Source organism: Mesorhizobium sp. LEGMi-168a, assembly GCF_058312955.1.
In genome coordinates this window covers 512,359-538,440 of the sequence record NZ_JBZEGV010000001.1, presented here as the reverse complement: position 1 = coordinate 538,440, position 26,082 = coordinate 512,359, and the positions used below count along the sequence as shown (strand labels likewise).

25 protein-coding genes and 1 tRNA gene are annotated in these 26,082 nt (G+C 64.0%); 11 read left to right on the top strand and 15 right to left on the bottom strand.

The features are described 5' to 3' along the window. Positions 1-54: 54 nt before the first annotated feature. A complete protein-coding gene (locus tag AC4FWB_RS02835) occupies positions 55-1,578 on the bottom strand; it encodes an amino acid ABC transporter permease/ATP-binding protein (RefSeq protein ID WP_491024233.1) in 1,524 nt (507 codons plus the stop codon). A gap of 96 nt (positions 1,579-1,674) precedes the next feature. After that, on the bottom strand, positions 1,675-2,511 hold the full coding sequence (locus AC4FWB_RS02830) for an ABC transporter substrate-binding protein (protein WP_491024232.1): 837 nt from the start codon (positions 2,509-2,511) through the stop codon (positions 1,675-1,677). Between the two features lie 195 nt (positions 2,512-2,706). Between AC4FWB_RS02830 and AC4FWB_RS02825 the strand changes: the two genes are divergently transcribed. Continuing rightward, the gene (locus tag AC4FWB_RS02825) at positions 2,707-3,771 is read left to right on the top strand and encodes a LacI family DNA-binding transcriptional regulator (protein WP_491024231.1); all 1,065 of its coding nucleotides are present in this window, start codon (positions 2,707-2,709) and stop codon (positions 3,769-3,771) included. 72 nt (positions 3,772-3,843) lie between these two features. On the opposite strand, the gene AC4FWB_RS02820 is transcribed toward AC4FWB_RS02825, so the two are convergent. The 6 genes from AC4FWB_RS02820 to AC4FWB_RS02795 all read right to left on the bottom strand — a co-directional run bounded on the left by AC4FWB_RS02820 (position 3,844) and on the right by AC4FWB_RS02795 (position 10,728). Then, on the bottom strand, positions 3,844-5,484 hold the full coding sequence (locus tag AC4FWB_RS02820; protein WP_491024230.1) for an ABC transporter substrate-binding protein: 1,641 nt from the start codon (positions 5,482-5,484) through the stop codon (positions 3,844-3,846). Between the two features lie 237 nt (positions 5,485-5,721). Further along, entirely contained in the window at positions 5,722-6,801 is a 1,080-nt protein-coding gene (locus AC4FWB_RS02815) for an alpha/beta hydrolase (protein WP_491024229.1), read from the bottom strand. Beyond that, positions 6,798-7,475: an isochorismatase family protein gene (locus AC4FWB_RS02810; RefSeq protein ID WP_491024228.1), complete on the bottom strand. Its 678-nt coding sequence runs from the start codon at positions 7,473-7,475 to the stop codon at positions 6,798-6,800. The genes AC4FWB_RS02815 and AC4FWB_RS02810 overlap by 4 nt, the downstream gene beginning before the upstream one ends. Positions 7,476-7,743: 268 nt before the next feature. After that, positions 7,744-9,048, bottom strand: a complete 1,305-nt coding sequence (locus AC4FWB_RS02805) for a M24 family metallopeptidase (protein WP_491024227.1) — start codon at positions 9,046-9,048, stop codon at positions 7,744-7,746. 298 nt (positions 9,049-9,346) lie between these two features. After that, a complete protein-coding gene (locus tag AC4FWB_RS02800; RefSeq protein WP_491024226.1) occupies positions 9,347-10,318 on the bottom strand; it encodes a GlxA family transcriptional regulator in 972 nt (323 codons plus the stop codon). Continuing rightward, complete coding sequence (locus tag AC4FWB_RS02795) at positions 10,315-10,728, bottom strand: NUDIX hydrolase (protein ID WP_491024225.1); 414 nt, start codon at positions 10,726-10,728, stop codon at positions 10,315-10,317. The genes AC4FWB_RS02800 and AC4FWB_RS02795 overlap by 4 nt, the downstream gene beginning before the upstream one ends. Positions 10,729-10,819: 91 nt before the next feature. On the opposite strand from AC4FWB_RS02795, the gene AC4FWB_RS02790 reads away from it, so the two are divergent. Further along, positions 10,820-11,317: a GAF domain-containing protein gene (locus AC4FWB_RS02790; protein WP_491024224.1), complete on the top strand. Its 498-nt coding sequence runs from the start codon at positions 10,820-10,822 to the stop codon at positions 11,315-11,317. Here the strand turns inward: AC4FWB_RS02790 and AC4FWB_RS02785 are convergent. Beyond that, positions 11,314-12,375, bottom strand: coding sequence for a YeiH family protein (locus AC4FWB_RS02785; RefSeq protein WP_491024223.1), 1,062 nt, complete (start codon positions 12,373-12,375; stop codon positions 11,314-11,316). The genes AC4FWB_RS02790 and AC4FWB_RS02785 overlap by 4 nt on opposite strands. A gap of 328 nt (positions 12,376-12,703) precedes the next feature. Between AC4FWB_RS02785 and AC4FWB_RS02780 the strand changes: the two genes are divergently transcribed. Beyond that, a complete protein-coding gene (locus tag AC4FWB_RS02780; protein WP_491024222.1) occupies positions 12,704-13,171 on the top strand; it encodes a GNAT family N-acetyltransferase in 468 nt (155 codons plus the stop codon). Positions 13,172-13,361: 190 nt separating this feature from the next. Continuing rightward, on the top strand, positions 13,362-14,795 hold the full coding sequence (locus AC4FWB_RS02775) for an aldehyde dehydrogenase family protein (RefSeq protein ID WP_491024221.1): 1,434 nt from the start codon (positions 13,362-13,364) through the stop codon (positions 14,793-14,795). Positions 14,796-14,921: 126 nt separating this feature from the next. Here the strand turns inward: AC4FWB_RS02775 and AC4FWB_RS02770 are convergent, their stop codons facing one another. Both AC4FWB_RS02770 and AC4FWB_RS02765 read right to left on the bottom strand, forming a co-directional pair. Beyond that, the gene (locus AC4FWB_RS02770; protein ID WP_491024220.1) at positions 14,922-15,152 is read right to left on the bottom strand and encodes a hypothetical protein; all 231 of its coding nucleotides are present in this window, start codon (positions 15,150-15,152) and stop codon (positions 14,922-14,924) included. Between the two features lie 595 nt (positions 15,153-15,747). Next, entirely contained in the window at positions 15,748-16,122 is a 375-nt protein-coding gene (locus tag AC4FWB_RS02765; protein ID WP_491024219.1) for a hypothetical protein, read from the bottom strand. A 232-nt stretch (positions 16,123-16,354) separates the two neighbouring features. Here AC4FWB_RS02765 and AC4FWB_RS02760 point away from each other — a divergent pair, with 232 nt between their 5' ends. Further along, positions 16,355-16,561, top strand: a complete 207-nt coding sequence (locus AC4FWB_RS02760; RefSeq protein WP_491024218.1) for a hypothetical protein — start codon at positions 16,355-16,357, stop codon at positions 16,559-16,561. Positions 16,562-16,605: 44 nt separating this feature from the next. Here AC4FWB_RS02760 and AC4FWB_RS02755 read toward each other — a convergent pair. Together AC4FWB_RS02755 and AC4FWB_RS02750 are read right to left on the bottom strand one after the other, a co-directional pair. Then, positions 16,606-16,679: transfer RNA gene (locus tag AC4FWB_RS02755), tRNA-Gln, on the bottom strand. Between the two features lie 145 nt (positions 16,680-16,824). Then, entirely contained in the window at positions 16,825-17,757 is a 933-nt protein-coding gene (locus tag AC4FWB_RS02750) for a lysylphosphatidylglycerol synthase domain-containing protein (RefSeq protein ID WP_491024217.1), read from the bottom strand. Between the two features lie 248 nt (positions 17,758-18,005). Between AC4FWB_RS02750 and AC4FWB_RS02745 the strand changes: the two genes are divergently transcribed. Together AC4FWB_RS02745 and AC4FWB_RS02740 are read left to right on the top strand one after the other, a co-directional pair. Next, entirely contained in the window at positions 18,006-19,340 is a 1,335-nt protein-coding gene (locus AC4FWB_RS02745; RefSeq protein WP_491024216.1) for a Ppx/GppA phosphatase family protein, read from the top strand. Positions 19,341-19,395: 55 nt separating this feature from the next. Then, positions 19,396-20,106 (top strand): RlmE family RNA methyltransferase, encoded by a 711-nt coding sequence (locus AC4FWB_RS02740; protein WP_491024215.1) that lies wholly within the window; start codon positions 19,396-19,398, stop codon positions 20,104-20,106. Between the two features lie 216 nt (positions 20,107-20,322). Here AC4FWB_RS02740 and AC4FWB_RS02735 read toward each other — a convergent pair whose 3' ends face one another. Next, entirely contained in the window at positions 20,323-21,744 is a 1,422-nt protein-coding gene (locus AC4FWB_RS02735) for an MFS transporter (protein ID WP_491024214.1), read from the bottom strand. A 234-nt stretch (positions 21,745-21,978) separates the two neighbouring features. Here AC4FWB_RS02735 and AC4FWB_RS02730 point away from each other — a divergent pair, with 234 nt between their 5' ends. The 4 genes from AC4FWB_RS02730 (at position 21,979) to AC4FWB_RS02715 (ending at position 24,912) form a co-directional block, all read left to right on the top strand. After that, positions 21,979-22,224 (top strand): type II toxin-antitoxin system Phd/YefM family antitoxin, encoded by a 246-nt coding sequence (locus AC4FWB_RS02730; RefSeq protein WP_491024213.1) that lies wholly within the window; start codon positions 21,979-21,981, stop codon positions 22,222-22,224. Between the two features lie 164 nt (positions 22,225-22,388). Then, entirely contained in the window at positions 22,389-23,891 is a 1,503-nt protein-coding gene (gene guaB / locus AC4FWB_RS02725) for an IMP dehydrogenase (protein ID WP_491024212.1), read from the top strand. 43 nt (positions 23,892-23,934) lie between these two features. After that, positions 23,935-24,480 (top strand): hypothetical protein, encoded by a 546-nt coding sequence (locus tag AC4FWB_RS02720; RefSeq protein WP_491024336.1) that lies wholly within the window; start codon positions 23,935-23,937, stop codon positions 24,478-24,480. A gap of 12 nt (positions 24,481-24,492) precedes the next feature. After that, entirely contained in the window at positions 24,493-24,912 is a 420-nt protein-coding gene (locus AC4FWB_RS02715) for an MAPEG family protein (RefSeq protein ID WP_491024211.1), read from the top strand. Positions 24,913-24,916: 4 nt separating this feature from the next. On the opposite strand, the gene rnd is transcribed toward AC4FWB_RS02715, so the two are convergent. Next, positions 24,917-26,068: a ribonuclease D gene (gene rnd, locus AC4FWB_RS02710; protein WP_491024210.1), complete on the bottom strand. Its 1,152-nt coding sequence runs from the start codon at positions 26,066-26,068 to the stop codon at positions 24,917-24,919. Between the last annotated feature and the right edge of the window lie 14 nt (positions 26,069-26,082).

The window sequence follows — 26,082 nt, the reverse complement described above, 5'->3', positions numbered from 1 at the left end:
GGACGGTTGGTTTTTCGGGGAGCGCGCCGAGCCTGGCCGGCGCTGCGGCATTGTTCACAGCACCTCGGCGAGGAATTGCTTGAGCCGGGGGCTCTTCGGCCTGTCGAAGATCTCCGCCGGCGGGCCGACCTCGACGATGCGGCCCTCGTCCATGAAGGCGACCTGGTCAGCCACCTTGCGGGCAAAGCCCATCTCATGGGTGACGACGATCATCGTCATGCCGCGGCGGCCGAGATCAGCCATGAGGTTCAGCACGCCCTTGACGAGTTCGGGGTCGAGCGCGCTCGTCACCTCGTCGAACAGGATGACCTCGGGGTCCATCGCAAGTGCGCGGGCGATCGCCACGCGCTGCTGCTGGCCTCCCGAAAGGCGGCTCGGCCGGTAGTCCGCGCGCGCGGCAAGGCCAACTTCCGCGAGGCGCGCTTCGGCAAGGCGCCGAGCCTTGCTTCCCGACATGCCCTTGATCCTGGTCAGCGCCAGCATGACGTTCTCGATCGCCGTATGGTTGGGGAACAGGTTGAAATGCTGGAAGACCATGCCGACCTGCCGGCGCAGCGTCTCCGGCTTGATCGCCAGGATGCTCTCGCCATCGAGCAGCACGTCGCCGGCCTTGGGTTCGACCAGCCGGTTGAGGCAGCGCAGCAGCGTCGATTTGCCGGAGCCCGACGGGCCGATGACGCAAGTGACCGTTCCCGGCTCGACCTTGAGACGGATCTTTCTCAGCACCTGCAGCTCGCCATAGGCCATGTCGAGATCGCGCACCTCGAGGCTGCCGGCCTTGATGGCAGGCTGTGCTGCCTCGCTTGAGGCCTTGCTCGCTGTACTCTTCAACTCGCCGACCTCGACGAGGCCGCTGACGACGCCACCAGGCTTCTGCTTGCCGAGCCGCAGGCGGTTGTCGATGTAATTGACGACATGGGTCAGCGGCACGGTGATGATGAGATAGAACATGCCGGCCAAAAGCAGCGGCGACAGATTGCCGGTGACCACCGCCTGGTCCTGGCCGATGCGGAATATCTCGCGCTCGGAGGCGAGCAGGCCGAGGAAGTAGACAAGGCTGGAATCCTTGACGTTGCCGATGAACTGGTTGACCAGCGCGGGCAGCACGCGGCGCACGCCCTGCGGGATCACGATCAGCCGCATGCCCTGGCCATAGCTCATGCTGAGCGCGCGGCAGGCTTCCATCTGGCCGCTTTCGACGCTCTGGATGCCAGAGCGGAAAATCTCGCCGATATAGGCGCCGGCAATCAGGCTGAGTGCCACGATCCCGAGCGGGTAAGGGGAGGGCCCGAAGATCTCGCGGCCGATGCGGGCGAAGCCTTGCCCGATCAGGAGAATGGTGAGGATCGCCGGCAGTCCTCGAAAGATGTCGGTGTAGATGCGCGCCGGGACGCGCAGCCAGGCGGAGCGCGAGATGCCCATCACGGCAAGCACCATGCCGATAAGGATACCGAGCACCGTCGATGCCGCGGCAAGGATCAGGGTGTTCTTCAGTCCGACCGCGAGCAGCGCCGGCAGCACCGATGCCATCGCGTCCCAGTCGAAGAAGCTGCGCTGAAGATTTTCTAACCAATCCATCCCGTCAACCTGCCTCGCACGCGCGGCACCGCCGCGCGATCTTTCACAACCTGCCAGAAGGAGCCGCCGGCATTCGCGCCGGCGGCCGAGCGCGGCTCAGTTCTTCTTGGGGAGATATTGCTCCGGCATCGGCGATCCGGGGAACCATTTCTGGTAGAGGTCGCGCCAGGTGCCGTCCTGCATGGCTTCGTGAATGCCCTTGTTGAGCGCTTCGCGGAAAGTGTCGTTACCCTTGCGCACGACGAAGCCCGCGGGAGCGTCGAAGGACGGGATGTTGATGGCGATCTTCAAGGCCGGATAGCGCTCGCCATATTGTTTAGCCGCCTCATAGTCGAGGAAGTGCCCATCGACCGTTCCGTTGTTGAGCGCGGCGATTGCCGAGTTGTTGTCCGGGAACTTGACCAGGTCGGTGTTCTTGAAGTTCTTGCTGGCATAAATCTCCTGCAGCGTGCCCTGGACCACGCCGAGGCGCTTGCCGGCGAGACCTTCCGGCGAGGTGACCTTTGGATCGGACGTCAGCACCGACAGGTAGCCGGCGAGATAGCCGTCGGAGAAATCGACCGTCTTCTTGCGCTGCTCCGTCGTTCCTATTGCCGCGACCGCGACGTCGAAGCGCTGGTTGGCGACCGACGGCATCAGCGCCGAGAATTCCTGGCCGGTGAAGGTCACCTGGTCCGGCTTGAAGCCCATCCGGTTCACCACATTCAGGAAGAATTCGAGATCGAAGCCGGTGAACTTGCCGTCCGCCGTGGTGAAGGCATAGGGCTTGGCGTCGCCCATCGTGCCGACGCTGATCGTCTTGGCATCGATGAGATTGTACGGATTGTCCGCCGCCCATGCCTTGGGCAGGGACAGGGCAGCCAATGCGATGGCGAAGAAGATTGAGCCGATGCGCTGCCGCCGGCTCGATGTGAAAAGACCTCTGATGCTCATGGTTGTTCTCCACTCTGAAGATCGGTCCGTGCGGGGGGGCGCAGCGAACAATTTCGATACGGCCTGCGATCTGACGCCTCCGGGCGTTCTTTTTCTTGTGAGACCGGTCTCAAATACAAATGAGACCGGTCTCTTGACATTTGTAGGCACGGGAACGACGATCCGTCAAACGAATTTGAAAGCGACTTTTCCACAATGAAGCGCCCATCCAAGGCTCCCTCCGTCACAGTCAGCGACGTCGCCCGCGAGGCGAAGGTTTCGAAGGCGACCGCCGCGCGGGTGCTTGGCGGCTACGGCCGGGTGAGCAAGACGGTGCGCGCCGCCGTGCTCGAAGCAGCGAAGGCGCTCGACTACCGGCCGAACGAACTGGCACGCAGCATGACCACCGGCCGTTCAGGCAGCATTGGCGTCGTCGTCGGCGACATCGAGAACCCGTTCTTCTCGCTCGCGGTACGCGGCATAAGCGACGCGGCGCGTCTGTCCGGCATCAATGTCATCCTGGCCAATTCAGGCGAGGACGTCGAAGCGGAGAAGAGCGCGATACGGGTTCTGATGGCAAAACAGGTCGACGGCCTGATCGTGACGCCCGCACAGTCCGGAGACATCGCTCACCTCAAGGAGATTGCCTGTCCCCTGGCGCTGCTCGACCGCGCCCTGCCGGAACTCGATGTCGACACGGTAACGGTCGATGACCGCAACGCGGCCCTGCGCGCCGCGCGCATGCTGACGCAAGCCGGGCACCGCAGGATCGCCTATGTCACCGCCGCTCTATTGTCCGGAGATTTTCGCGGTGCAGAGTCGAGGATCAACACTTCCACGGTGCGCGAGCGCATCCTCGGCTTCCTCGACGCCTGCCGCGAAGCCGGCATCGAGAGAGCGGAGCGCAACATCCATTTCGGCAGCGGGCGATCGCAGAGCGCGCACGCCATGCTCCTGCAACTGCTCCGAAGTGCGGATAGGCCGACGGCGATCCTGGCCTCCGACAGCGTTGTGGCGCTCGATCTGTTCAAGGCGATCCGCGAATGCGAGCTCAGCATTCCGAGCGACATATCGCTGATCACCTTCCACGATGCCGACTGGACGAGCGTGACCACGCCGCCCATCACTGTCATCGACCAGCCGGTCTATGCGCTCGGAAAATCCGTGGCGGAGCTGTTGATCCGCCGCCTGAAGGGCGATGACCGGCCGGCCGAAAGGATCGTCCTGCCGACGACGATCATCGAGCGGATGTCGGTGGGACGAGGTCCCGACCAATCCTGAGCTGCATGAAGGCAAACAGCAAACGGCCGCCGCAATTCACTGACCGCGCCGGCCGTCTCAGTCCCGGGAGGATCAGGACTCCAGCCAGACCGTCTCGAAATGCTGCTCGAGCGCCTGGTGCTGCACGCAGCCCTGCACGCCCTTGCGGTAGGTGCGGTAGACCGAGCGCCAGTAGGGCTGGATGATGACGCCGGAGTCGCGCAGGTTCTGCTCGATCTTGGCCATGATCTCCTTGCGCTGGGCGGCGTCGGGCGTTGCCAGCGCCTTGTCGAGAAGCTCGTCGAACTCCTTGTTCGAATAGGCGCTTTCGTTCCAGGCCGCGCCCGATTTATAGGCGAGCGCCAGCACCTGGACGCCGAGCGGGCGTCCCAGCCATTCGGTGCAGGAGTAGGGGAACTTGCTCCAGTCGTTCCAGAAGGTCGCGGCCGGCAGCACGGTGCGCTTGATCTTGAGGCCGGCCTCGCGGATTTGCGCCGCAATCGCGTCGGCGGTGCTCTTTTGCCATTCGACATCGACCGAGATCAGCTCATATTCGTGGTCGGCTTTGCCGGACTCGGAGATTAGCTTCTTCGCCGCCTCGACGTCGCGCTTGGCCGGGCCGATATCGGCGAATTCCGGATGCATCGGGCCGACATGGTGGTTGTCGGCGGGCTTGCCCCTGCCGTCGAGGCCGAGCTTGAGCACCGCCGCATTGTCGACGGCAAGCTGCGCGGCGCGGCGGACATTGACGTCGTCATAGGGTGCGTTGCCGACATTGAAGCGCGCGACGATGGTCGAGCCGGTGGCGATCTCCGAATTTTCGAGGCCCATCTGCTCGGTCTGCGACACGGCATCCGAAGCGGTCTCGTGGTCGGTGTCGATCTCGCCGGATTCGAAGGCCGACAGCATGGCGTTGGGATCGGAGCCGTAGTCGACCCATTTGATGCCGTCGAGGTAGAAGTCACCCTTCCACCAGGGCTTGTCCTTGCGCTTCACCTCGGCGCCGGTCTCGGCGTCCCAGCTGACTAGCTCGCAAGGGCCGGTGGTGATCGCCAAGGCCTTCTTCGGATCGGCATCGCCCTCATAGGAGCGGTGCATGATCAGCGCCGGATAGTCGGCCATGCCGGCGATCAGCGAGATGTCGGGCTTCGGCAGGTTGAGCTTGACGGTGTAGTCGTCGACCTTCTCGATGCCGCCGTCGATCGGCCTCTTGGTGTCGGCGTTGACCAGCGCGCCCATGCGTGCCGCGACCGAATTGCCGGCAACCGATGCATCGCACCAGCGGGTGAGATTGTGGATCACGTCGTCGGCATTGAAAGTGTCGCCATTCGACCAGGTGATGCCCTTGCGCACATGGAGCGTGATCGTCTTGGCGTCGTCGCTGGTTTCCCAGCTTTCGAGCAGCCACGGCTCGAAGGTGAAGTCGGTTTTCCAGCGCACCAGATATTCGTTGCAGTGGCGCGCGACGTTCGACATCTCGACGCCGTCGAAAGTGCGCGGATCCTTGAACCCCTTGACGTTCATCGCCACGCGCAGTGTGCCGCCGCGCTTCGGCTCCTCGGCGCGGGCGGGCGAGGGCGCAAGGCCGCCCAGCGTCAGGGCGCCGGCGGCGCTGACGCCCAGGCCGGCCATAAGCGCCAGATATTCGCGCCGGCTGATCGCGCCTGTCCTGAAATCGTCGGCGGTCGGCTTCGCCCGCGGGTGCAGTTTTCTATCGGTCAGCATGAATTTCATCGTCGTTCCCTCTGTTGTTGGGCGGGCGGTGTCGCCAGATGCGGGGGCGGATACGACCGCCGGGGCGCCGTTGCCTGCGAGGGAATGATAGGTCTGCTTTCCGCAGCGAAATGGTTGGTTTTCCGCAGTTCTTGTGCGCTGTTCCGCAGGGTGTACAGCCAATCTCCCCCCTTGTGGGGGAGATGCCCGGCAGGGCAGAGGGGGGCGCTGTCCCGCCGGCGTCTCAGTTGGTCGGAGCTACCTCCTCAGGTAGTTTTCGGGGCGATCAAGATTCCGCAGGGCGCGATCCTTCGCGCCCCCCTCTGGCCTGCCGGCCATCTCCCCCACTTGGGGGGAGATTAGCGCCTCATCGCAGGCTCCCAGCCTCGCCACGTCGCCAATAATCCTCCCAAATGCCTCCGCCGCGCGCGGCACCGTGGGGCGGGCGCGCAGAAAACTGTGCACCAGCCGCGGCTCCTCGCGCCACCAGGCGCGGCCGCTGGCGGCGAGGATGCGGTCGCGATAGGCCTCGCCGTCAGAGGACAGCGGATCGCATTCGGCGGTCACGATGACCGTCGGCGGCAGGCCGGAGAAATCGCGATCGCGGAGCGGCGAAAAGGTCGGGTCGTCGGGCGGCTGGCCGGGTGCCGAGCGGATACGGCGATAGAACTCGATCTCGGCGAGCGTGAGCAGCGGCGTTTCGGCGTGCTCGACATAGGAGCGGCCGGTCTCGTCGCCGCCCAACTCGGGATAGATCAGCACCTGGCCGATGGCGTGCCTTGGATGATGTCGTGTCGCCTGCGCCACCGCCGCGGCAAGGTTGCCGCCGGCGCTTTCGCCGCAGAGTACGATAGGCAGCGCGCTGGTCGCGGCGACCCATTCGAACACCGCCAGCGCGTCGTTGAAGGAAGCCGGATGCAGGTGTTCGGGCGCCAGCCGATAGTCGGTCGAGACCACGTCGAAGCCGGTGCCGGCGCAGATCTCGGCACAGATGTCATCGTGGCTGTCGAGATCGCCAAGCACAAAGCCGCCGCCGTGATAATAGACGACGATCGCCGCTGCCGCCTTGTCCGCCATGCGGTAGCGCCGCACCGGGATTGCATGCGCCGCCGCTGCGACGAGGCCGTCGCTGGTCGTCACGCCTTCTGGATGGCCCTGATGGAACGCCACGCACATCTTGGCGTAGACCGCGCGCTGCTCGGCGATCGGGGCGGCCACGATGTCCGGCGGGTACCAGCTATTGATTTGGTCGATATAGTCCCAGAGCTCCGGATCGAGCAGGGCGGCATATTTGCCGCGCTTTGCCGGATCGGACTGGTCGCCGGCCACCGCCGTCAAAGCCCTGCGTAGAGTTGCGCCGCGTTCTCGAAAGTGAAGCGCAGCGGCACCGAGCCCTCGACCTGCCAGACGCTCACCGTGTCTCCCGCCATCAGCCGGCAGGCGTCGAGCGTGTTGGTGACGGCGCCGCCATAGAGTCGGTTGGCAAGGTTGAGGATGCCGGTCTGGTGCATGGCGGCACTTGCGCTGCCGCAGGCATCCTTGACCAGCAGCACGCGAAACCCGCGCGCCACCGCGTCCTTCACCGTGGCGTCGATGCAGGCTTCGGTCCACACGCCGGCAATGACCAGCCATTCGATGCCCGATGCCTTGAGCTTGTCGGCAAAATTGTTCTTGCCGAAGGCGCTCGCCTCCTGCTTGACCAGCATCGTTTCATCGTCTTGCGGCGCCACCTCGTGGCAGATCGCCGTCAGCGGATCGTCCTTGTCGGAGAAGGCCGATTTGCCGCTTTCGTCCACCGGGTGGAACGGCCGCGCTTCGGCGAGATCGACAATATAGGCCCAATGGTGGAGCGGCACGAAGTTGCGCCGCGCCGCGTCCTGCAGGCGCTGGACGTTGGCGAGGATGCTATCGAAGTTTTCGACCAGATAGCGCTTGTCCTTGCGATGCTCCTCCTGGAGATCGATGAACACCGCGGCCACCGTGCCGCGCCGGATGGAAATGGGAGCTTTCATGCGACTGCTCAAACTTCGTCACTCCAGGGCGAAGCAGCCGCGCAGCGGCGTCGCGAAGACCCTGGAATCCATGCCGTTACCTTGGTCGTCGATCGCTGCCTAACAGAATTCCGCACCGTGGCGAAGCGGAGACGGAACGGCATGGATTCTAGGGTCTGCGCCGCGTCGCTTCGCTCCTTGCTTCGCCCTAGAATGACGACGGCACGGGTGTTGCGGCCAATCGCCAGGGCTTGCGATGCGGGACCGATGCTCATCGTGCTTACCGGCATCAAACCTGCGGCTCCAAAAACTCATCCTCGTAGGGGAAGCGCGAAAGCAACTCGGTGCCGGTCTCGGTGATCAGGATCTCGTCCTCCAGCTTGACGCCCTCGCGGCCGCCCTTCTCGCCGATATAGCTTTCGACGCTCACCACCATGCCGGGCACGATGATGCCGTCGCGGCCATAGGTCTCGTAGTCCATCGCATGCGCGATGAACGGCGTCTCGCCATGCATGCCGACGCCGTGCATGACCGAGGTGTAGCGTTGGTCGACGAAGCGGTTCGGGATCTTCCACGCCTTCTCGGCGATCTCGCGGAACGCCATGCCGGGCTTCACGATCCCGATATTGTGCTGCACTTGGTCGTGCGCCATGCGGTAGAGCGACTTCTGGTAGGGGGTCGGTTTGCCGGGGCCGCAGCGGAAGGTGCGCGAGAAGTCGGAATAATAGCCGTAGCAGCCGATCGTGTCGGTATCGAGCGCGACCAGCTCGCCCGGCCTGATCTTGCGGCCGCTCGCCTCGTTGAACCATGGATTGGTGCGCTGGCCCGAGGTGAGCAGCCGTGTCTCGATGAACTCGCCGCCCTGGCGGATCACCTCGTGATACATGATGGCGAACAGCTCGTTTTCGGAAACGCCGGGCTTGATCGCCTCGCGCACGGCGGCCACCGCGGCTTCCGCGCCGGCCATCGAGGCCTGCAGGCATTTCACCTCCTCAGGCGTCTTCACCGCGCGCACCGCGAGGATCTCGCCCTGGCAGTCCTTCACCTCGCAGCCACGCTTCTCCAGCGCCAGCGCCTGCAGATGGCTGCAGCGGTCGAGGCCGAGCTTCATCGAGCCGCCGCCATGTTTCTTCAAAAGCTCGGCGATCTCGTCGGCAAACGGCCCGGCGGTCTCGTCGTCGCGCCCGGAGACGGAGGACCACACCAGCTTGGACGGCCGCGCCTCGTCGATCGTGTCGAGCACCATGGAGACATGGTAGCTCTGCGGATATTCGAACAGCACGACCGGCCCTTCGGTCGGGATGAAGAAGTAGCGGGTCGAATTGCGCAGGAAATAGCCGAACATGTTGCGCGAGCCGGTGGCATAGCGCTGGTTGTAGGGATCGAACAGCACGACGCCGCCATAGCCCGCCTCGCGCATCCAGCCGCGCAGCTTGGCGAGCCGGCCCTTGCGCAGCGCATCCGCGTCGATGAAGGACGGCTCGGTGTCGGACAGCCACATGCCACCAGCGGGATCGGCCGCGGCCGGGTGGCGCATGCGGTCCTTGAAGTCGACGTCTTCGGTGCTGTCGGGGTCGAATACGACGATGCTCATGGGTGCCTCCTGTTGCAGAGAACATAGCCGGGCGGTGTTTCGAGCTTGTGCGGCATTCCGCAGATGTTGTGCTGAGTGCCGCAACGCCGTGATCCTTCGCGCCCCCCTCTGTCCTGCCGGACATCTCCCCCACAAGGGAGGAGATTGGATGTCACCGCGGCTTTCGCCAATCTTCAACGTCGAAAAGGAAGAGCCGGCGCTGAAGCTGCCAATCTCCCCCCAAGTGGGGGAGATGTCCGGCAGGACAGAGGGGGGCGCTGTCCCGCCAGCGTCTCATCGCGCCAGCGCGCACAACACCTTAATGCCGACGCATCGCCTTCGGCGCGTGCCCATGCTCTTCGCGAAAAGCGCGGGAGAAACTCGACATCGAGGCAAAGCCGCAGGCGAGCGCCACGTCGCGCACCATCAGCGTCGAATGCGCCAACAGGTCGGCGGCGCGCTTCAGCCTGAGCCGCCGGTAGTAGCCATTGGGCGAGATATCCAGTTCGGCGCGGAAATTGCGCTCGAGCTTGTCGGAGGACACGCCCAGACGCTCGGCGAGGTCGGCCATGCCGAGCCGCTCTTCGACCGCGTCCTCCATGATGGCGATGGCCGACAGCACCAGCTCGTTCTGCACCCCGGTGCGCAGGCGCAGCGGCATCAGCTTGCGGTCGACGCTGGATCGAAGCGGGCTGTGCACGAACCATTCGGCGACGCCGGCCGCGAGCTCGGCGCCGTAGTCGCGGGTGATGATCTCCAGCATCATGTCGAGGCTGCCGACGCCGCCGGCCGAGGTAAAACGCTTGCGGTCGATGACGAAGAGGTCGCGCCTGAGCTCGATGTCCGGAAAGGCTTCGGTGAAGGCGGCCTGGCTGGTCCAGTGCAAGGTGCAGGCATGGCCGTCGAGCAGGCCCGCGCGGGCGAGGAAGAAGGCGGCGTCGGCTACCGCCCCGATATGCGCGCCGCCGCGCAGGCTCTTCCGGATCCAGCTCATCGCCTCGTCGGCCACGACATGGTCGGCGTCGCCGCCGGAGCAGACGACGATGCGGTCGACCTTCGGCGCGCCCGCCGCCGAAAAGCCGGGCTGGATGATGACGCCGTTCGATGCCTCGACGGTGCCGGGATCGGCGCCGACGATGACCCAGCGGTAGCATTCACGTTTTGCAAGAATGTTGGCGCCGCGCAGCGGCTCGATGACGGAAGAAAACGCCATCATCGGAAAGCCGGGAAAGACCAGCACGGCGAAGGTGAGGGAGGCTTCGCCGCCTGGAGATGGCTTTGCCTGGCTCATGGCTGGCGGCCGTAGCGCGGCAGCACGATGTCGGTCGTGAGCGGCGCGAGTTCGATGCCGTGTGCCAGCTCAGGACTCAGCCAGATCATCTCCTCGATCTCGGCCGCCGGGATCGGTTCGCCGGCGATCGCCAGTTCGAAAAGCTCGGCCTCGACGCGGGCATCCGGCTCGTTGGCGGCGGGCGCCGAGAAGGAACCCAGATGCAAAGCGGTCGTTGGGTCGACGACGATGCCCAATTCCTCCCGCAATTCGCGTGCAAGAGCGGCGGCGGGCGCCTCGCCCGGCTCGATCTTTCCGCCGGCCTGCATGAAGGTGTTGGTGCCGCGCTTGCGCACCAGAAGCAGCTTGCCGCTGTCATCCCGGATCACGGCGGCGGCGATCCGGATCGTTCTGGCATGGCTGGAAGTCACGATAGGCTGTTTCCCGGCGGTCGCTTTGGTGGCAGAGAGAGCGGGACTGTAGCGGGCGCGTCAGCGCCCTTGCAACGGAGAAACGACCAGGATGTTTGCGGCAACCGCAATCGACACGAGCAACAAACCGGCCTTCTACAATGAGTTGGCCGTGCAACTGAAAGCGCTGCTGGAAGGTGAGGGCGATTCCATCGCCAATGCCGCCAACACCTCGGCGCTGATTTATCAGATGGTGCCGGACCTCAACTGGGCCGGCTTCTATTTCCTGCAGTCCGACGAAGAGCTGGTGCTGGGGCCCTTCCAGGGCAAGCCGGCCTGCGTGCGCATCGCGGTCGGCAAGGGCGTCTGCGGCACGGCGGTCGATCTTGGCATGTCGATGCTGATCAAGGACGTGCACGACTTCCCCGGCCACATCGCCTGCGATGCCGACTCGCGCTCGGAGCTGGTGGTGTTGCTGCGCGACGCCGACGGCGTCTTCGGCGTGCTCGACCTCGACAGCCCTCTGCCCGGCCGCTTCGACAAGGAAGACCAGGCCGGCATCGAGAAGCTGGCTGCGATCTATGTCGCGGCGAGTTCTTTCGAGGGCTAGGCGAGCTTCACCAGCAATAGGCTGAAGCCCGCGATGAAGATGAAGGCCGACAAGGCCAGCATCAGCGGGCGCAGGCCGCACGAGCGCAGCTCCGAGATGTCGGCCTGAAGGCCCATGGCGGCGAGCCCCATGGTCAGCATGATCTGTGCGGAAAGAGCAACTACCGAATGAAGCTGCGCCGGGATCGCCACCAGGCTGTTCAGCGCCACGACCGCGACGAAGGCCACCACGAACCAGGGCATCGGCGGCTTGGCGGCGGAAGCATCAGTGCTGCCGCGGCGCGCCATCAGGCCGAGCGCGATCACCATCGGCGCCAGCATGGCGACGCGCGTCAGCTTGGCGACCGTCGCGGTCTCGCCGGCAAGCGTGCCGTTCTGGAAGCCGGCGCCGATCACCTGCGCTACCTCATGGATCGAGGCTCCCGCCCAGAGGCCGAAAGCATGCTGGTCGAGGCCGAACAGAGGCGCCAGCAGCGGGAAGCCGAGCATGGCGACCGTGCCGAACAGCGTGATCGCGGCGACGGCGTAGGTGACATCCTCGTCGCGCGCATCGGTCACGATGTTGGTGGCGACGATCGCCGAAGCGCCGCAGATCGAGGTGCCGGCCGCGATCAATTGCGCCAGCTTGGCGTCGACGCCGATCAGCCGGCCGAGCGTGACGGTGAAGAGGAAGGTCGCGCCAAGCGTGGCGGCAACGATGCCGACGCCGCCGAGGCCGATGCCCGCCACCTGGCCGAGCGTGAGCTGGAAGCCGAGCAGCACGATGGCGAAGCGCAGCAGCCGTTTTTGCGAGAAAGTGATGCCGGCCTTGGCGTGGGCAGGCGTGCCGAGAACGTTGGAATAGACCATGCCGGCGACGACCGCGAGGATCATCGGGCTGAACAGCGTGAGGCCGGAGAGGTTGCGCGCCGAATAGGCGACGCAGGTGATCATCGCCACCAGCACGATGCCCGGCAGGGTGCCGGCCCAGATCGAGGCGAAAGCCGGGCTCTTGCTTCCGGCATCGGCCGAATTCAGGCCGTGTGGAAGATCGTTCGCGGTGACGGGCAGGAAAGACAATGCAATTCTCCGGGTATGATGTCCGGGGAAATGGCATTCCAGAACCAATCTTTCCAACGAATTATTCGAGTTATAACGATCGATTTTTCCGAACGATGTGCCGATAGGGCGACGGCCTGCGACCGGCTTGACAGCGTCGCGGCTCCCGGTCCAGCTTCACGCGCCATGACCACCTTTTTCGCAAATCCGCAGCGACGCCGCCGTTCCAAGGAGCGGCAAGCTGATTGCATGGAGACAAAGGCCGGCTAGCAAGTCACCCGGTTCATCCATCCCCAGCCCCGCCCGTCGCAAACGATCGGCGGGTTTTTTTGCATTTTGGAGCGTCTGAATGACTGTCGTTTCTTCCATCGAGTTTCGGTCGGCCGGCCCAGCCGATGCCACCGCCATCAAGGCCATCGTGCGGGCGGCCTACGCCAAATGGGTGCCGGTGATCGGCCGCGAGCCTCTGCCGATGCGCGCCGACTACGACAAGGCGCTGGACGAGCACCAGTTCGAGCTCGCCATCGAGGACGGCCGCATCGTCGGCCTGATCGAAACCATGACGCATGACGATCATATCTGGATCGAGAATGTCGCCGTGGCGGCCGAGGCGCAGGGCAGGGGCATCGGACGCAAGCTGCTCGACAGCGCCGAGCACAAGGCCGTCGAAACAGGCTGCCGCGAGCTTCGCCTGCTGACCAACGGCGCGTTTGAAGCCAATGTGCTGCTCTATCGCAAGCACGGCTACGCGATCGACCGCGAAGAGCCGTTCATGAACGGAACGACGGTCTATATGAGCAAGAGGCTGGCGCCTTAAGTCTTGTCCCTATTCATGTCGTTTTCCCGAAACCGCTGCACGGTTTCGGGCGGTATGCATCGGGAATTCAACGTGGCTCAATCACCAGCGCTTGCGTTTGACAGGGCGGTTGCCGCATCGTTATCTCTGACGGTATACGACGATCACCTCACCACAATCGAAGCCGGGCAGGCCCGTAGGGAGCGAAAGCATGTCACACGATCTGCAGTTCTATATCGACGGCGCCTGGGTGGACCCGGTGGTACCGAACAATTGCGACGTCATCGACCCTTCGAACGAGGACGCCTTCGCGCAGATCTCGCTCGGCACCAAAGCCGACGTCGACAAGGCGGTGGCCGCCGCCAAGCGCGCCTTCGCCACCTTCGGCTTCACCGAGGTCGAGGAACGCCTCGATATCCTCAACCGCGTCATCGATGTCTACAAGAAGCGCAGCAAGGATCTTGCGCTCGCCGTCTCGCGCGAGATGGGCGCGCCGCACCAGATGGCGCTGGACAGCCAGGTCGGCGTCGGCCAGGCGCATCTGGAGAAGATGGCCGAGGTGCTGAAGACCTTTCAGTTCCGCCACGTCAAAGGCTCGTCGCTGATCGTCAAGGAGCCGATCGGCGTCGTCGGCCTGATCACGCCGTGGAACTGGCCGCTCAACCAGATCACCTGCAAGGTCGGCCCGGCACTCGCCGCGGGCTGCACCATGGTGCTGAAGCCATCCGAGATCGCGCCGCTCGACGCCATCATCTTCGCCGAGATCATCGACGAGGCCGGCGTGCCGAAGGGCGTCTTCAACCTCGTCAACGGCGACGGTCCGACCGTCGGCCAGGCGCTGGCCAGCCACCCGGATGTCGACATGATGTCGTTTACGGGTTCAACCCGCGCCGGCATCCTGGTCGCCAAGGCGGCGGCCGACACGGTCAAGCGCGTGCATCAGGAGCTCGGCGGCAAGTCGGCCAACATCCTGTTTCCGGACGTCGACCTCGCAAAGGCGGTCGCCAAGGGCGTCGCGGGCTGCTTCGGCAACAGCGGCCAGTCCTGCAACGCGCCGACCCGCATGTTCGTGCCGCGCGATCGTCATGACGAAGCGGCCGGCTATGCCAAGACGGCGGCGGAAAAATTCACTGTCGGCCCGGCCGACGTGCCGGGCGTGAAGCTCGGCCCGGTGGTCAGCCAATTGCAGTTCGACAAGATTCAAGGATTGATCCAGAGCGGCATCGACGAAGGCGCAACCCTGGTCACCGGCGGCCCCGGCCGTCCGGCCGAGCTCAACCGCGGCTATTATGTCCGCCCGACCGTCTTCGCCAACGTCACGCACGACATGCGCATCGCGAAGGAGGAGATTTTCGGACCGGTGCTGTCGATCATGCCTTACGACACGGTCGAGCAGGCGATAGAGCAGGCCAACGACACCGTCTTCGGCCTTGCCTCCTACATCCAGGCCAAGGACATCGAGAAGGCACGCCAGGCGGCAGCCCGCATGCGCTCGGGCAACGTCTACATCAACTACCCGACCTGGGACGCCGGCCTGCCCTTCGGCGGCTACAAGCAGTCCGGCAACGGCCGCGAATACGCCGAATACGGTCTGGAGGATTTTCTGGAGATCAAGGGCATCGCGGGGTACGAGGCGGCTGAGTAAATTGCTGTAATGCCCGCTATGGAAGAGGTAGCCGGCGGGCAGACCCGTCCATCCGATCTTGCTCTCCGACCTCAGCCCTGCCTGCCGGGCGAAGGAACTGGTCATGCGCTTGCGGCTGAGCGCCGCCTACCGCCTTGCCTCGATGATCCCGACCATCGCTCGCGTAAATTCGACCATGCTGTTGGCCGTGATGGCTGCATTGTCGGGGCTCTGGCCGATATGTTCGGCCGCTCCGCAACATGAACGGCGGATGCGGTCGTAGTGCGGGTCTCTCTCATCGTCCGGCAAGCTTGCCAAATTCAAGGCTCGACGGTGAAGCATGCGCAACAGCTGCGCCAGCGCTGTTTCGACACTCATGCGTTTTGCTCCGCATCGGTCGAACGTCTCGGCATATAAGTGCCGGATCGTCGATCAGGGGGCGGTTCTCGTCCCCGATACGGAAAGGCTGCGCCCTAGCCGTTAATATATCGTTGATTGCTAATATTCGTCGCAAACCTTCTAAGCCAGGTCGCGGGCGCCGGTGGCAGAACGGAAGCAAATCAAAACCGAGCGCGTGGCAACCAAAAGTCGATGGCGAGTTCGCTGGCATAGCGGCCATCGTTGATATTTCGAAATCTAGCGATCGCTAAAATACACTAGCAACGATGCTTGGTAAGAGTTGATTCAACCCTTGCTGGTAATATACAAAGTGGCGGCTCCGACTAGGGGTAGGGTGCCTGAGCGCCGGAGCCGCCTGCGCGGGCGATGGGTGTAGAACCGCGCTGTCTCAGAATAGGACAGCGCGGTCTACGATTCGTTAATGCGATTCCGAAGACTGGTGGCGGCAAGATCCGCAAATGCGGTTCCGTTTTCACCAGGTCCTTGCGCGAGACAAGTCGACAGTCTCGCTTCGCTGGCAATAGCCTGGACGATGGCAAAGCCTAAGCCGATCGCAAGGCCGGTAGCGAGGCATCTACCGGTAACTATCTGGGTCCTTGGCCTTCTCGGCCTGGCAATCAACCTTATTGAGAGCAGCCTTACGGTAAGCGCCTTCGAACACGCGGATAGCCCTCTCGAATTTAGCCGGATTAGGCGCCAAGTGCTTATCTAGCCCGTGGTACAAAAGGATGGAGACAGCCATCATGGCTTTTCCACTTTCACTTGGTCTCAGTGCCGGGCACCTTTTCAATACGCCATAGATGTTACCTGAAATTGCTGCAGCCCGATGCAATTTGCCATCTGCCATACGTGCCAAGTAATTGATGTTTTGCTGCTCTCCCTGCTCGGCTGAAGCAGTCGATATTGTGAAGCAGATTGCTGCGATGACTGTTACCAAAGTGCGGTTCAAACGTTTCCCCTTCCTGCAGTCAACTCGCTCTCACCAATCACCCGTTATCATAGCATTGCCTGAAATCCAAAAGCGCGCCAACGGCGCCAGCGGGCATTACCACTAGAGCGGTTCAGCGTTTCACGGAAACGCTGAACCGCTCTAGCTATTTGTTTTTACGCAATTCCGGACGGAAAACCGTTACACACTTATCCTGGCTCTAGTCTAAAGCTCAGTTGCGGCTCTCAAACCGATGGACGAACAGTTTTTTGTGGACAAGCTCAATTCCTCCACTGGCGCCAGCATCTCCTATTCACTGACCAAGGCATACGATGGCGCGTCGGTGGCCCGACGACCTGGTCGGCAGTTCTGGGTGAAGCGCATTCGGCTCGCTGCGATCGTCCTGGCGGTCATCGCTGCAGTTTTGACCGCAATCGTCGTCAGCGCGTTGCCGCACTAGCGAGATACTGCAGGGGAACCATGAAAAAGCGTAATGAAATCAACTGGCTGGGGAACCTGGATTCGAACCAGGACTAACGGAGTCAGAGTCCGCTGGTCTACCGTTAACCTATTCCCCAGCAGGCGCGCTCGGTAACGCGCGAAGCGGGCGGCTCAAGCGCCGCGAGCGCTGCCTTGTAGCCGCCGCCCGAAAATAGTCAACCCCGCGCCGCAGTTCAACCGCAGCCTTTTTTCCTAATCACTCGCCGGAGCGCTCGGCAAGGCTCAGCGGTCGCCGCGGCTGTATTGCGAGTGCTCGAAGAACAGTACCAGGCAGAGGCCGATGAGCAGCGGAATGATCAGGTAGAACAGCCGGAACACCAGGAGTGCCGCCAGCACACCGACCGGGTCCATGTCGGACATCCCGGCAAGGAAGACCACCTCGAATACGCCGAGCCCGCCCGGCGCGTGCGAGAGCTGCGCCACCGAGAACGACACCACGAACACGCCGAGCACGACGAAATAGCCGGGATTGCCTGCCGCAGGCAGGGCGAAGAAGATGATCGCGGCCGCCGCCAGCAATTCGATCGGGCCGATCAGCAACTGACGCGCCACGATCGGCAGCGCCGGATAATGCAGCTGGAAGCTGCCGATCTTGAGGGGCTTCAGATGCAGCCAGCTGCCGAAGACGTAAGCGCCGACCAGGATCAGCATGGCAAGGCCGGCGGCTATCGCCGGGCCGTGATGCGGCGCGCCTGAGAAGCGGTCGACGATCTGAGGCTCCAACACCAGCACCAGGCCGGCCGCGAGCAGGCTGGACAGCACGAAGGTGATCCAGCAGATCGCCACCAGCACGCCCACATCCTGGCCGGTGAGGCCCCTCGTGCCATAGGCGCGGTAGCGGATCACCGCGCCCGAGATCACCGAGCCGCCGATATTGTGCGACAGCGCATAGGTGGTGAAGGAGCACAGCGTGACGAACAGCCACGACACTTTTTTGCCGATATGAAGCAGCGCGATGTGGTCGTAGCCGGCTAGCGAGGCATAGGCGACGACCGAGCTCAGCGCCGCCAGTATCCAGCCACGCGGCGGAATGGCGATGATACCGGCCCAGACGTCGTCGAGTGAGATGCCGCGCAGTTCGTGGATGAGCAGCCAGAGCGAGAACACCACGGCCGCTATGCCGATGACTGGCCAGAAATAACGCCTCCAGTTCATGGCGAGATCGTCATGCGTTGCAGCTCATGGATTGCTGTTGCCCGGCCTCTCTATCCCCTCGCTTGAGACATGCCTGATTGAAGCCGGCTATTCAACCGGCATGAGATTGCCTCAGCGTAACGGTGCCAAAAATCGGACCATGCGCTCTTGGTGATTACCAAACGCGCTGCTAGTCTGTCCTCAACTTGAAACAAATCGAGGTGCCTGCTGCGTCCTTCCCGGTTCGCGCGGCGCCGGAAGGAATTGAAGTGGAAGACCACGATACCGGCGCCGGCGCGTCGGCAGTGGGCATGTCCGGGGCATCGCCGACGGAAGCGGCGGGCCCGTCAGCAACGCGATTCAGCCGTCACGCGGGCGCGCATGCCAGACATGCCGACCAAAGGCATGCCGACAATCAAGACGAGAACCAGAAGGGCAAGACGCGCAAGCGCCGCAAGCGCAGGCGTGGCCGCAAGGTTTTCGCGCGCGATGAAAACGGCGCCATACCGCTATCGGCGCCAGCCGTGGATCCCGCCAGCCGCACGCCCGAGCCCGCGCCGATCGTGCCGCAACCGCGGCTGCCGGTTGCAAGCGTGCCGCGTCCGCCGCAGCACGAACTGCCGGTGTTCGCCGCTCTCGATCTCGGCACCAACAACTGCCGGCTTCTGGTTGCGGTGCCGGGCCGGCACGGTCAGTTTCGCGTCATCGATGCCTTCTCGCGCATCGTCAGACTGGGCGAGGGGCTCTCCGCCAGCGGCCGGCTCGGTCAGGCTGCCATGGACCGCGCCGTCGAGGCGCTCAAGGTCTGCGGCGAGAAGCTGCGCAACCGCAAGATCAGGAAGGCGAGGCTGATCGCCACCGAGGCCTGCCGCTCGGCCGCGAACGGCGTCGAGTTCCTCGAACGCGTCGAACGCGAGGCAGGCCTGAAGCTGGAGATAATCGATCGCCAGACCGAGGCCCGCCTGGCGGTTTCCGGCTGCGGCTCGCTGGTCGAGCGCGACACGCGCGGGGTGGTGCTTTTCGACATTGGCGGCGGCTCCTCCGAGATCGCGCTGATCGACCTCACCCGCGGCCAGCGCTCGCCGCGGCTCGCCAACCACATCGTCTCCTGGACATCGCTGCCCGTCGGTGTCGTCTCGCTCGCCGAGCGTTTTGGCGGCCGCACGGTGACGCGCGAGACGTTCTCGGCGATGGTCGACGACGTCGCGATGCGGCTCAAGGCCTTCGACGGGCGCGACCGGCTCGCGCATGTGCTCGCCAGCCCCCAGTTCCATCTGCTTGGCACGTCCGGCACGGTGACGACACTGGCCGGCGTCCATCTCGATCTCGAACGCTACGATCGCCGCCGGGTCGACGGGCTGTGGATGGACCGCACAAGCGTCGATCGCATGGTGGAAAAACTGATCGGCTGGGATTTCCAGCAGCGCGTCGCCAATCCCTGCATCGGCGCCGACCGCGCCGATCTTGTGCTTGCCGGCTGCGCCATCCTGGAAGCGATCCGCGGTGTCTGGCCGTCCGAGCGCTTGCGCGTCGCCGACCGCGGCCTGCGCGAAGGCATATTGAGCGAGCTGATGGCCGATGACGGCGTCTGGCGCAGAGCATGACCCCAAAAAGCGGAAGCCGGTTTTTGGAAACGATCATGCTCAAGAGAGAACGGCCATGAGCAAAAAACCGGAAAAGCCGGGCTCGGCCGGCATGCGCGTGCTGAAGACCAGGATCAAGAAGAAGAGCGGGCTGAAGGAGTCCTCGCGCCGCTGGCTCGAGCGCCATATGAACGATCCCTATGTGCAGCGCTCCAAGGCCGACGGCTATCGCTCCCGCGCCGCCTACAAGCTGACCGAGATCGACGACAAGCACCATCTCTTGAAGCCCGGCATGAAGGTGATCGACCTGGGCGCCGCTCCCGGCGGCTGGTGCCAGGTGGCGGCGGCGCGTACCAAATCGAGCGCCGAAAACCCGCATGTCGTCGGCATCGATTATCTCGAGATGGACGCGGTGCCGGGCGCCGCTATCCTGCAGATGGATTTCCTTGATCCGGAAGCGCCGCAAAAGCTGGCGGAAGCGCTCGGCGGCCAGCCCGACATCGTGCTGTCGGACATGGCAGCCCCCACCACCGGGCACCGCCGCACCGACCATCTGCGCACCATGCATCTGTGCGAGGTGGCGGCCGATTTCGCGCTGCAGGTTTTGAAGCCCGGCGGCCATTTCCTCGCCAAGACTTTTCAGGGCGGCGCCGAGAACGAGCTCTTGTCGCGGCTCAAGCAGAATTTTCGCTCGGTCCACCATGTGAAGCCGCCGGCTTCGAGGGATGAATCGGTGGAACTTTATCTACTGGCGAAGGAATTCAAGGGCGGAAACAACGCAGCGTAAAAGCTGCCGCGTCGCGATCCTTCGCGCCCCCCTCTGTCCTGCCGGACATCTCCCCCACAAGGGGGGAGATTGGCGGTTTCGGCGCTCCGCTTAATTCTGAGATGTTGGAGATTGGCGAAAGCCAGCGTGACATCCGATCTCCCCCCGAGTGGGGGAGATGGCCGGCAGGCCAGAGGGGGGCGCTGTCCCGCCTTATGAACGAAATTGGAGCGAAGCTCACTTCCCCGCCGTCCCCACGGTCTCCAGCGTCTTCGGCGCCGTCAGTCTTCCATGCCCGGACACGGCACCGCCGGCATCCGGCGCGAGCCGCATGAAGGTCACTGAGGCCGCTGCCGACACCGCCGCGACGATGAAGAAGGCGATGTGGAAGTCGCTCAGCGTCAGCGGGCCGCCATGGATCGAGGTCGACACTTCCAGGATGCCGCCGGCGAGCGCCACGCCGAGCGCGATCGACAGCTGCTGGAACACGGCGACGATCGGCGTCGCCTTGCTGGTGTCGGCGGTCGAGACCTCGGCATAGGAGAGCGCATTGACGCCGGTGAAGAACATCGAGCGGATGAAGCCGCCGACCAGCAATATCGCGAGCATCAGCGCATAGGGTGTTTCGGGCGTGAACAGGCCATAGATCGCGATCGAGGCGGCGGCGATGAGCGAGCCCCAGATCAGCACCCGGCGGAAGCCGGCGAGCCGGAACAGCAGCGCGGTGACGAACTTCATGCCGATGGCGCCGATCGCCGAGACGAAGGTGATCATGCCGGACTGGAACGGCGTCAGCCCGAAGCCGATCTGGAACATCAGCGGCAACAGGAACGGCACCGCGCCGATGCCGATGCGGAACAGCGAGCCGCCGAGCACGGAGGAGCGGAACACCTGGTTGCGGAATAGTGTCAGCGCGAGCAGCGGGTTTTTGGCGCGCCGCGCGTGCAGGAGGTAAAGCACGCCGGAGACCAGGCCGACGGCAACTGTGATGAAGCCGGCGACAGGCGGCAGGGCAGGCAGGCTGACCACCGAGAGGCCGAAGACGATGCCGGACGCCGCGAGGCCGCTGAGCACGAAGCCGGGAAAATCCAGCGGCGGCGTCTCTGTGGCCTCCGTCTCGGGCAAATAGCGGGTGGCGAGCCAGACGCCCAGCAGTCCGATCGGCACGTTGATCAGGAAGATCCAGTGCCAGGTGAAATAGGTGGTGATGAAGCCGCCGACCGGCGGGCCGACCAGCGGCCCTACCAGGGCGGGCACCGTCAGCCACGACATTGCCGCGACGAGCTCGCTCTTCGGCGTGGCACGCACCAACACCAGGCGTCCGACCGGCGTCATCATGGCGCCGCCCATGCCTTGCAGGAAGCGCGACACCACGAAGGCCGGCAGCGAATTGGCGAAGGCGCAGGCGACCGAGCCGGCGATGAAGACGGCAATCGCGGCGCGAAACACGTTCTTGGCCCCGAACCGGTCCGCCATCCAGCCGCTGACCGGAATGAAGATCGCCAGTGACACCAGATACGCCGTCAGCGCCAGCTTCAGCGCGATCGGGCTGGTGTGGATGTCGATGGCGATCGCCGGCAGCGAGGTCGCGATCACGGTCGAATCCATGTTCTCCATGAAAAGTGCGACCGCCAGGATGAGCGGGATGATGCGGTTCAAGGGAGCGCCCTGGTTTGACTTCGCGAATCTCAAGGCCAGGCTGGGGGCGAGCCGGCACGACCGGGCGGTATCACGCATCGGCCCGGATGTCGCATTAAATTGCTGTCACTTTTGTGCGACCGCAACCACTGGTGGCGTATGTGTCGATGGCATGTCATCATGCCGGCACGGGGCTACGAGAAACCGATTGGTAGTATTGCGGCATGTCGGTGACGTAACCACAATGGTGCTGGCATGGACGAAACCGTTTCGGCAGTTGACGTCGAACACAAATTCTCCTTGATCTTGCGTGGAGTCCGTGAAGGACGGAGCTACGTCGTGGTGAGCCATGGGCGACCAGTGGCTCGCATAGTTCCTGCCGATACGCACGAAGGCGTATTTGCCCGCTCCCGCGCGGCACTGCTGTCGCGGCTTGAGCGACAACCCGTTGTTGATGCTGGAAACTGGATGCGTGACGACGCTTACGATGACGATCGGTGAAAGCCGCGTCGTCGCCGAATAGGAACCTGAAGCGTCTCGCAACGACTGGCTTTTCATCGCCCGCGGGACGTGTTACCAGCCAGCGCCAATCCTGAAAGGGAAGATGAGAGTCGGCGCTGGCCATTTCGGCCCAGCGCCTTTTCCGCATTCAAAAAGGACTGGCCATGGCAAAAATCATCGAGACGTCCACCGGCGCATTGGCGCTGACCTTCGACGACGTGCTGTTGCAGCCCGGCCATTCCGAGGTCATGCCCGGTCAGACCGACATCCGCACCCGCATCGCCGGCGACATCGATCTCAACGTGCCGATCCTGTCGGCCGCCATGGATACCGTCACCGAGGCGAGGCTGGCGATCGCCATGGCGCAGGCCGGTGGCATCGGCGTCATCCACCGCAATTTCTCGCCGGCCGAGCAGGCCGAGCAGGTGCGGCAGGTGAAAAAGTTCGAATCCGGCATGGTGGTGAATCCCGTCACCATCGGCCCCGATGCGACGCTCGCCGACGCGCTGGCGTTGATGCGCGCGCATGGCATATCCGGCATTCCCGTGGTGGAGAATGGTGGCACAGGCGGCCACACCGTCGGCCGGCTGGTCGGCATCCTCACCAATCGCGACGTGCGTTTCGCCTCCGATCCTTCGCAGAAGGTCTACGAGTTGATGACCCGTGAGAACCTGATCACGGTGAAGGAGAACGTCGACCAGGACGAGGCCAAGCGCCTGCTGCACAAGCACCGCATCGAGAAGCTGGTGGTGGTCGACCGGAAGGGCAATTGCGTCGGCCTGATCACCGTCAAGGACATCGAGAAGTCGCAGCTCAACCCTCATGCCACCAAGGACGCGCAGGGGCGGCTGCGCGCCGCCGCCGCCACCAGCGTCGGCGATGACGGTTTCGAGCGCGCCGAGCGCCTGATCGACGCCGGCGTCGATCTTTTGGTCATCGACACCGCGCACGGCCATTCGCAGCGCGTTCTGGATGCGGTGACGCGGGCAAAGAAGCTTTCCAATTCCGTGCGCATCCTGGCCGGCAACGTCGCCACCGCCGAAGGCACGCGGGCGCTGATCGATGCCGGCGCCGACGCCGTCAAGGTCGGCATCGGCCCAGGCTCCATCTGCACCACGCGCATCGTCGCCGGCGTCGGCGTGCCGCAGCTTTCGGCGATCATGTCGGCGGTGGAGACGGCTGAGAAGGCAGGTGTGTCGGTGATCGCCGACGGCGGCATCAAATATTCGGGTGACCTGGCCAAGGCGCTCGCCGCGGGTGCCAGCGCCGCCATGATCGGCTCGCTGCTTGCCGGCACGGAGGAGAGCCCAGGCGAGGTCTATCTGCACCAGGGCCGCTCCTTCAAGGCCTATCGCGGCATGGGCTCGGTCGGCGCGATGGCGCGCGGCTCGGCCGATCGCTACTTCCAGGCCGAGGTCCGCGACACGCTGAAACTGGTTCCGGAAGGCATTGAAGGGCAGGTTCCCTATAAAGGACCTGTGTCTGGAGTGCTGCACCAGCTTGCAGGCGGCCTGAAAGCCGCTATGGGTTATGTCGGTGGACGCGATCTTGCCGAGTTCCGCGACCGCGCCACCTTTGTGCGCATATCAAACGCCGGACTTCGTGAAAGCCACGCCCATGACGTCACGATCACCCGCGAAAGCCCGAACTATCCGGGCGGACTTTGATCAGGCTGGCGAGCAGCCGGATCGACTGAGGCTGTGGCGTGGCCTGACCGTGACGGTGTTGCGCCTGTCGCGTCATGCGGCGGCGCTATCCATCGCGTCCGCCGCGATCTTCATCGCCATGACGGCGCTGGAGTTTTTCTATTTCCGACGCCTGAGCGGCGGGCTGCCTTCGCTCGACATGCGCGTCTCGGGCTTCACGCCCGATGAAGGCATGGCATGGCTGACGGCGCTCGGCCGGCGCGGGGGCGAGATCATCATCGTCTGGCACTATCTGACGTTCGATCTGCTGTTCCCGGCGCTGCTGTCGCTCACCTTGCTCAGCCTGATCCTGGCCTTCGGCCGGCGGCTGAGCAATTTCCGCGCCATCCCTGCCCAATTGCAGGCGCTGTCGGCATTGGTGCTGGTCCTGCCTTACACAGTCGCCGATTACGCGCAGAACTTCGCGATCGCGCGCCTGTTGTCCGATTTCCAGTTGGCCAATCCCGATTCTCTGTCCTTCGCCTCGTCGCTGACCGTGACCAAATTCGCGCTTCTGGCCATTCCTGTCGCGGTCGTCGCGGTGTTGGCGCTGGCGGTTCAACGGCGCTGAGCGGGCAGGGGGATGAACCAGACCGCCATCTTCTGGCCCATGCTGGCGCATGTGCTTCTGATCTACATCGTCTATCTGGTGATGTTTAAGCGGCGCTATCTTGCCGTAAAATCAGGCGAGGCCAAGATCAGCCAGTATAAGGTCCGCTCGACCGAGCCGGCCTCGAGCGTCACCGTCGCCAACAACCTGATCAACCAGTTCGAACTGCCGGTTCTATTCCACGTGCTCTCCCTGGCGCTATTCGTCACCAATGGCGTCAACTACCTGACGCTGGCGCTGATGTGGCTCTTCGTCGTCAACCGCTATGTCCACGCCTGGGTGCATCTCACCAGGAACTACGTGCTGCACCGCAGCCGCGCCTTCTTCCTCGGCGCGGGCATACTTCTCGTCGCCTGGATCTGGTTCGCGCTGCACCTGCTTGGGCTCGTGTAAGGCGTTAAAGATCGAACACCGCGATCCTGCGCTTGTCGAACTTGATGCCGATCTCGCCGCGCACCAGCCTCAGCGCCTGGTCGCCGAACACGGCGCGCCGCCAGCCTTGCAGCGCCGGCACGTCGGCGGCGTCGCCCTCGGCGGCGATGCGGTCGATGTCGTCGCTGGAGGCGAGCACCTTGGAGGCGACGCCTTCCTTCTCGGCGACGATCCGGAGCAGCACCTTGAGCAGCTCCGCCGCCGCGCTCGAACCCTCCGGCGGCTGGAACGCCTTCGGCAGTTTCGGCATCGCTTCCTTCGGCATGGCAAGCGCCGTATTGACCGCGCCGAGCAGCGCCGTCGCGGTCGCGGACCGCTCCCAGCCCTTCGGCGTCGTGCGCAGCCGGCCAAGGGCTGTGGCATCGCGCGGCGCCTGTTGCGCGATCTCGTAGATCGCGTCGTCCTTGAGCACGCGGCCACGCGGCACGTCGCGCTCGCGCGCCTCGCGCTCGCGCCAGGCGGCCACCGCCTGCACGATCGCCAGTTCCTGCGGCTTGCGCAGCCGCATCTTCAGCCGTTTCCAGGCATCCTCAGGATGCGGATCATAGGTCTCGCGCGCGGTGAGGATGTCCATCTCCTCATTCAGCCAGTGGGCGCGGTCCTCGCGCTTCAACTCGGCGCTGAGATGCTGGTAGACCTTGATCAGATGGGTGACGTCGGCGAGCGCGTATTCGAGCTGCTTGTCGGAGAGCGGCCGGTGCCGCCAGTCGGTGAAGCGCGAGGATTTGTCGAGCCGCGCACCGGTGATGCGCTGCACCAGCTGGTCGTAGGAGACGCTGTCGCCGAAACCGCAGACCATCGCCGCCACCTGCGTGTCGAACACCGGATGCGGCACCAGATTGCCCAAATGGACGATGATCTCGATGTCCTGACGGGCGGCGTGAAAAACCTTGACCACCGCTTCGTTGGCCATCAGCCGGAAGAACGGTTTGAGATCGATGTCAGGCGACAGCGGATCGATCAGCGCCGTCACCCCGGGCGCGGCCATCTGGATCAGGCAGAGGATCGGCCAGAAGGTCGTTTCGCGGATGAATTCGGTGTCGACGGTGACGAATTCCGACTTTTCGAACGCCGCGATAGCGCTCTCGAGTTCTTTCTGGGTGGTGATGACGTGCATCAAATCGCTTTTGG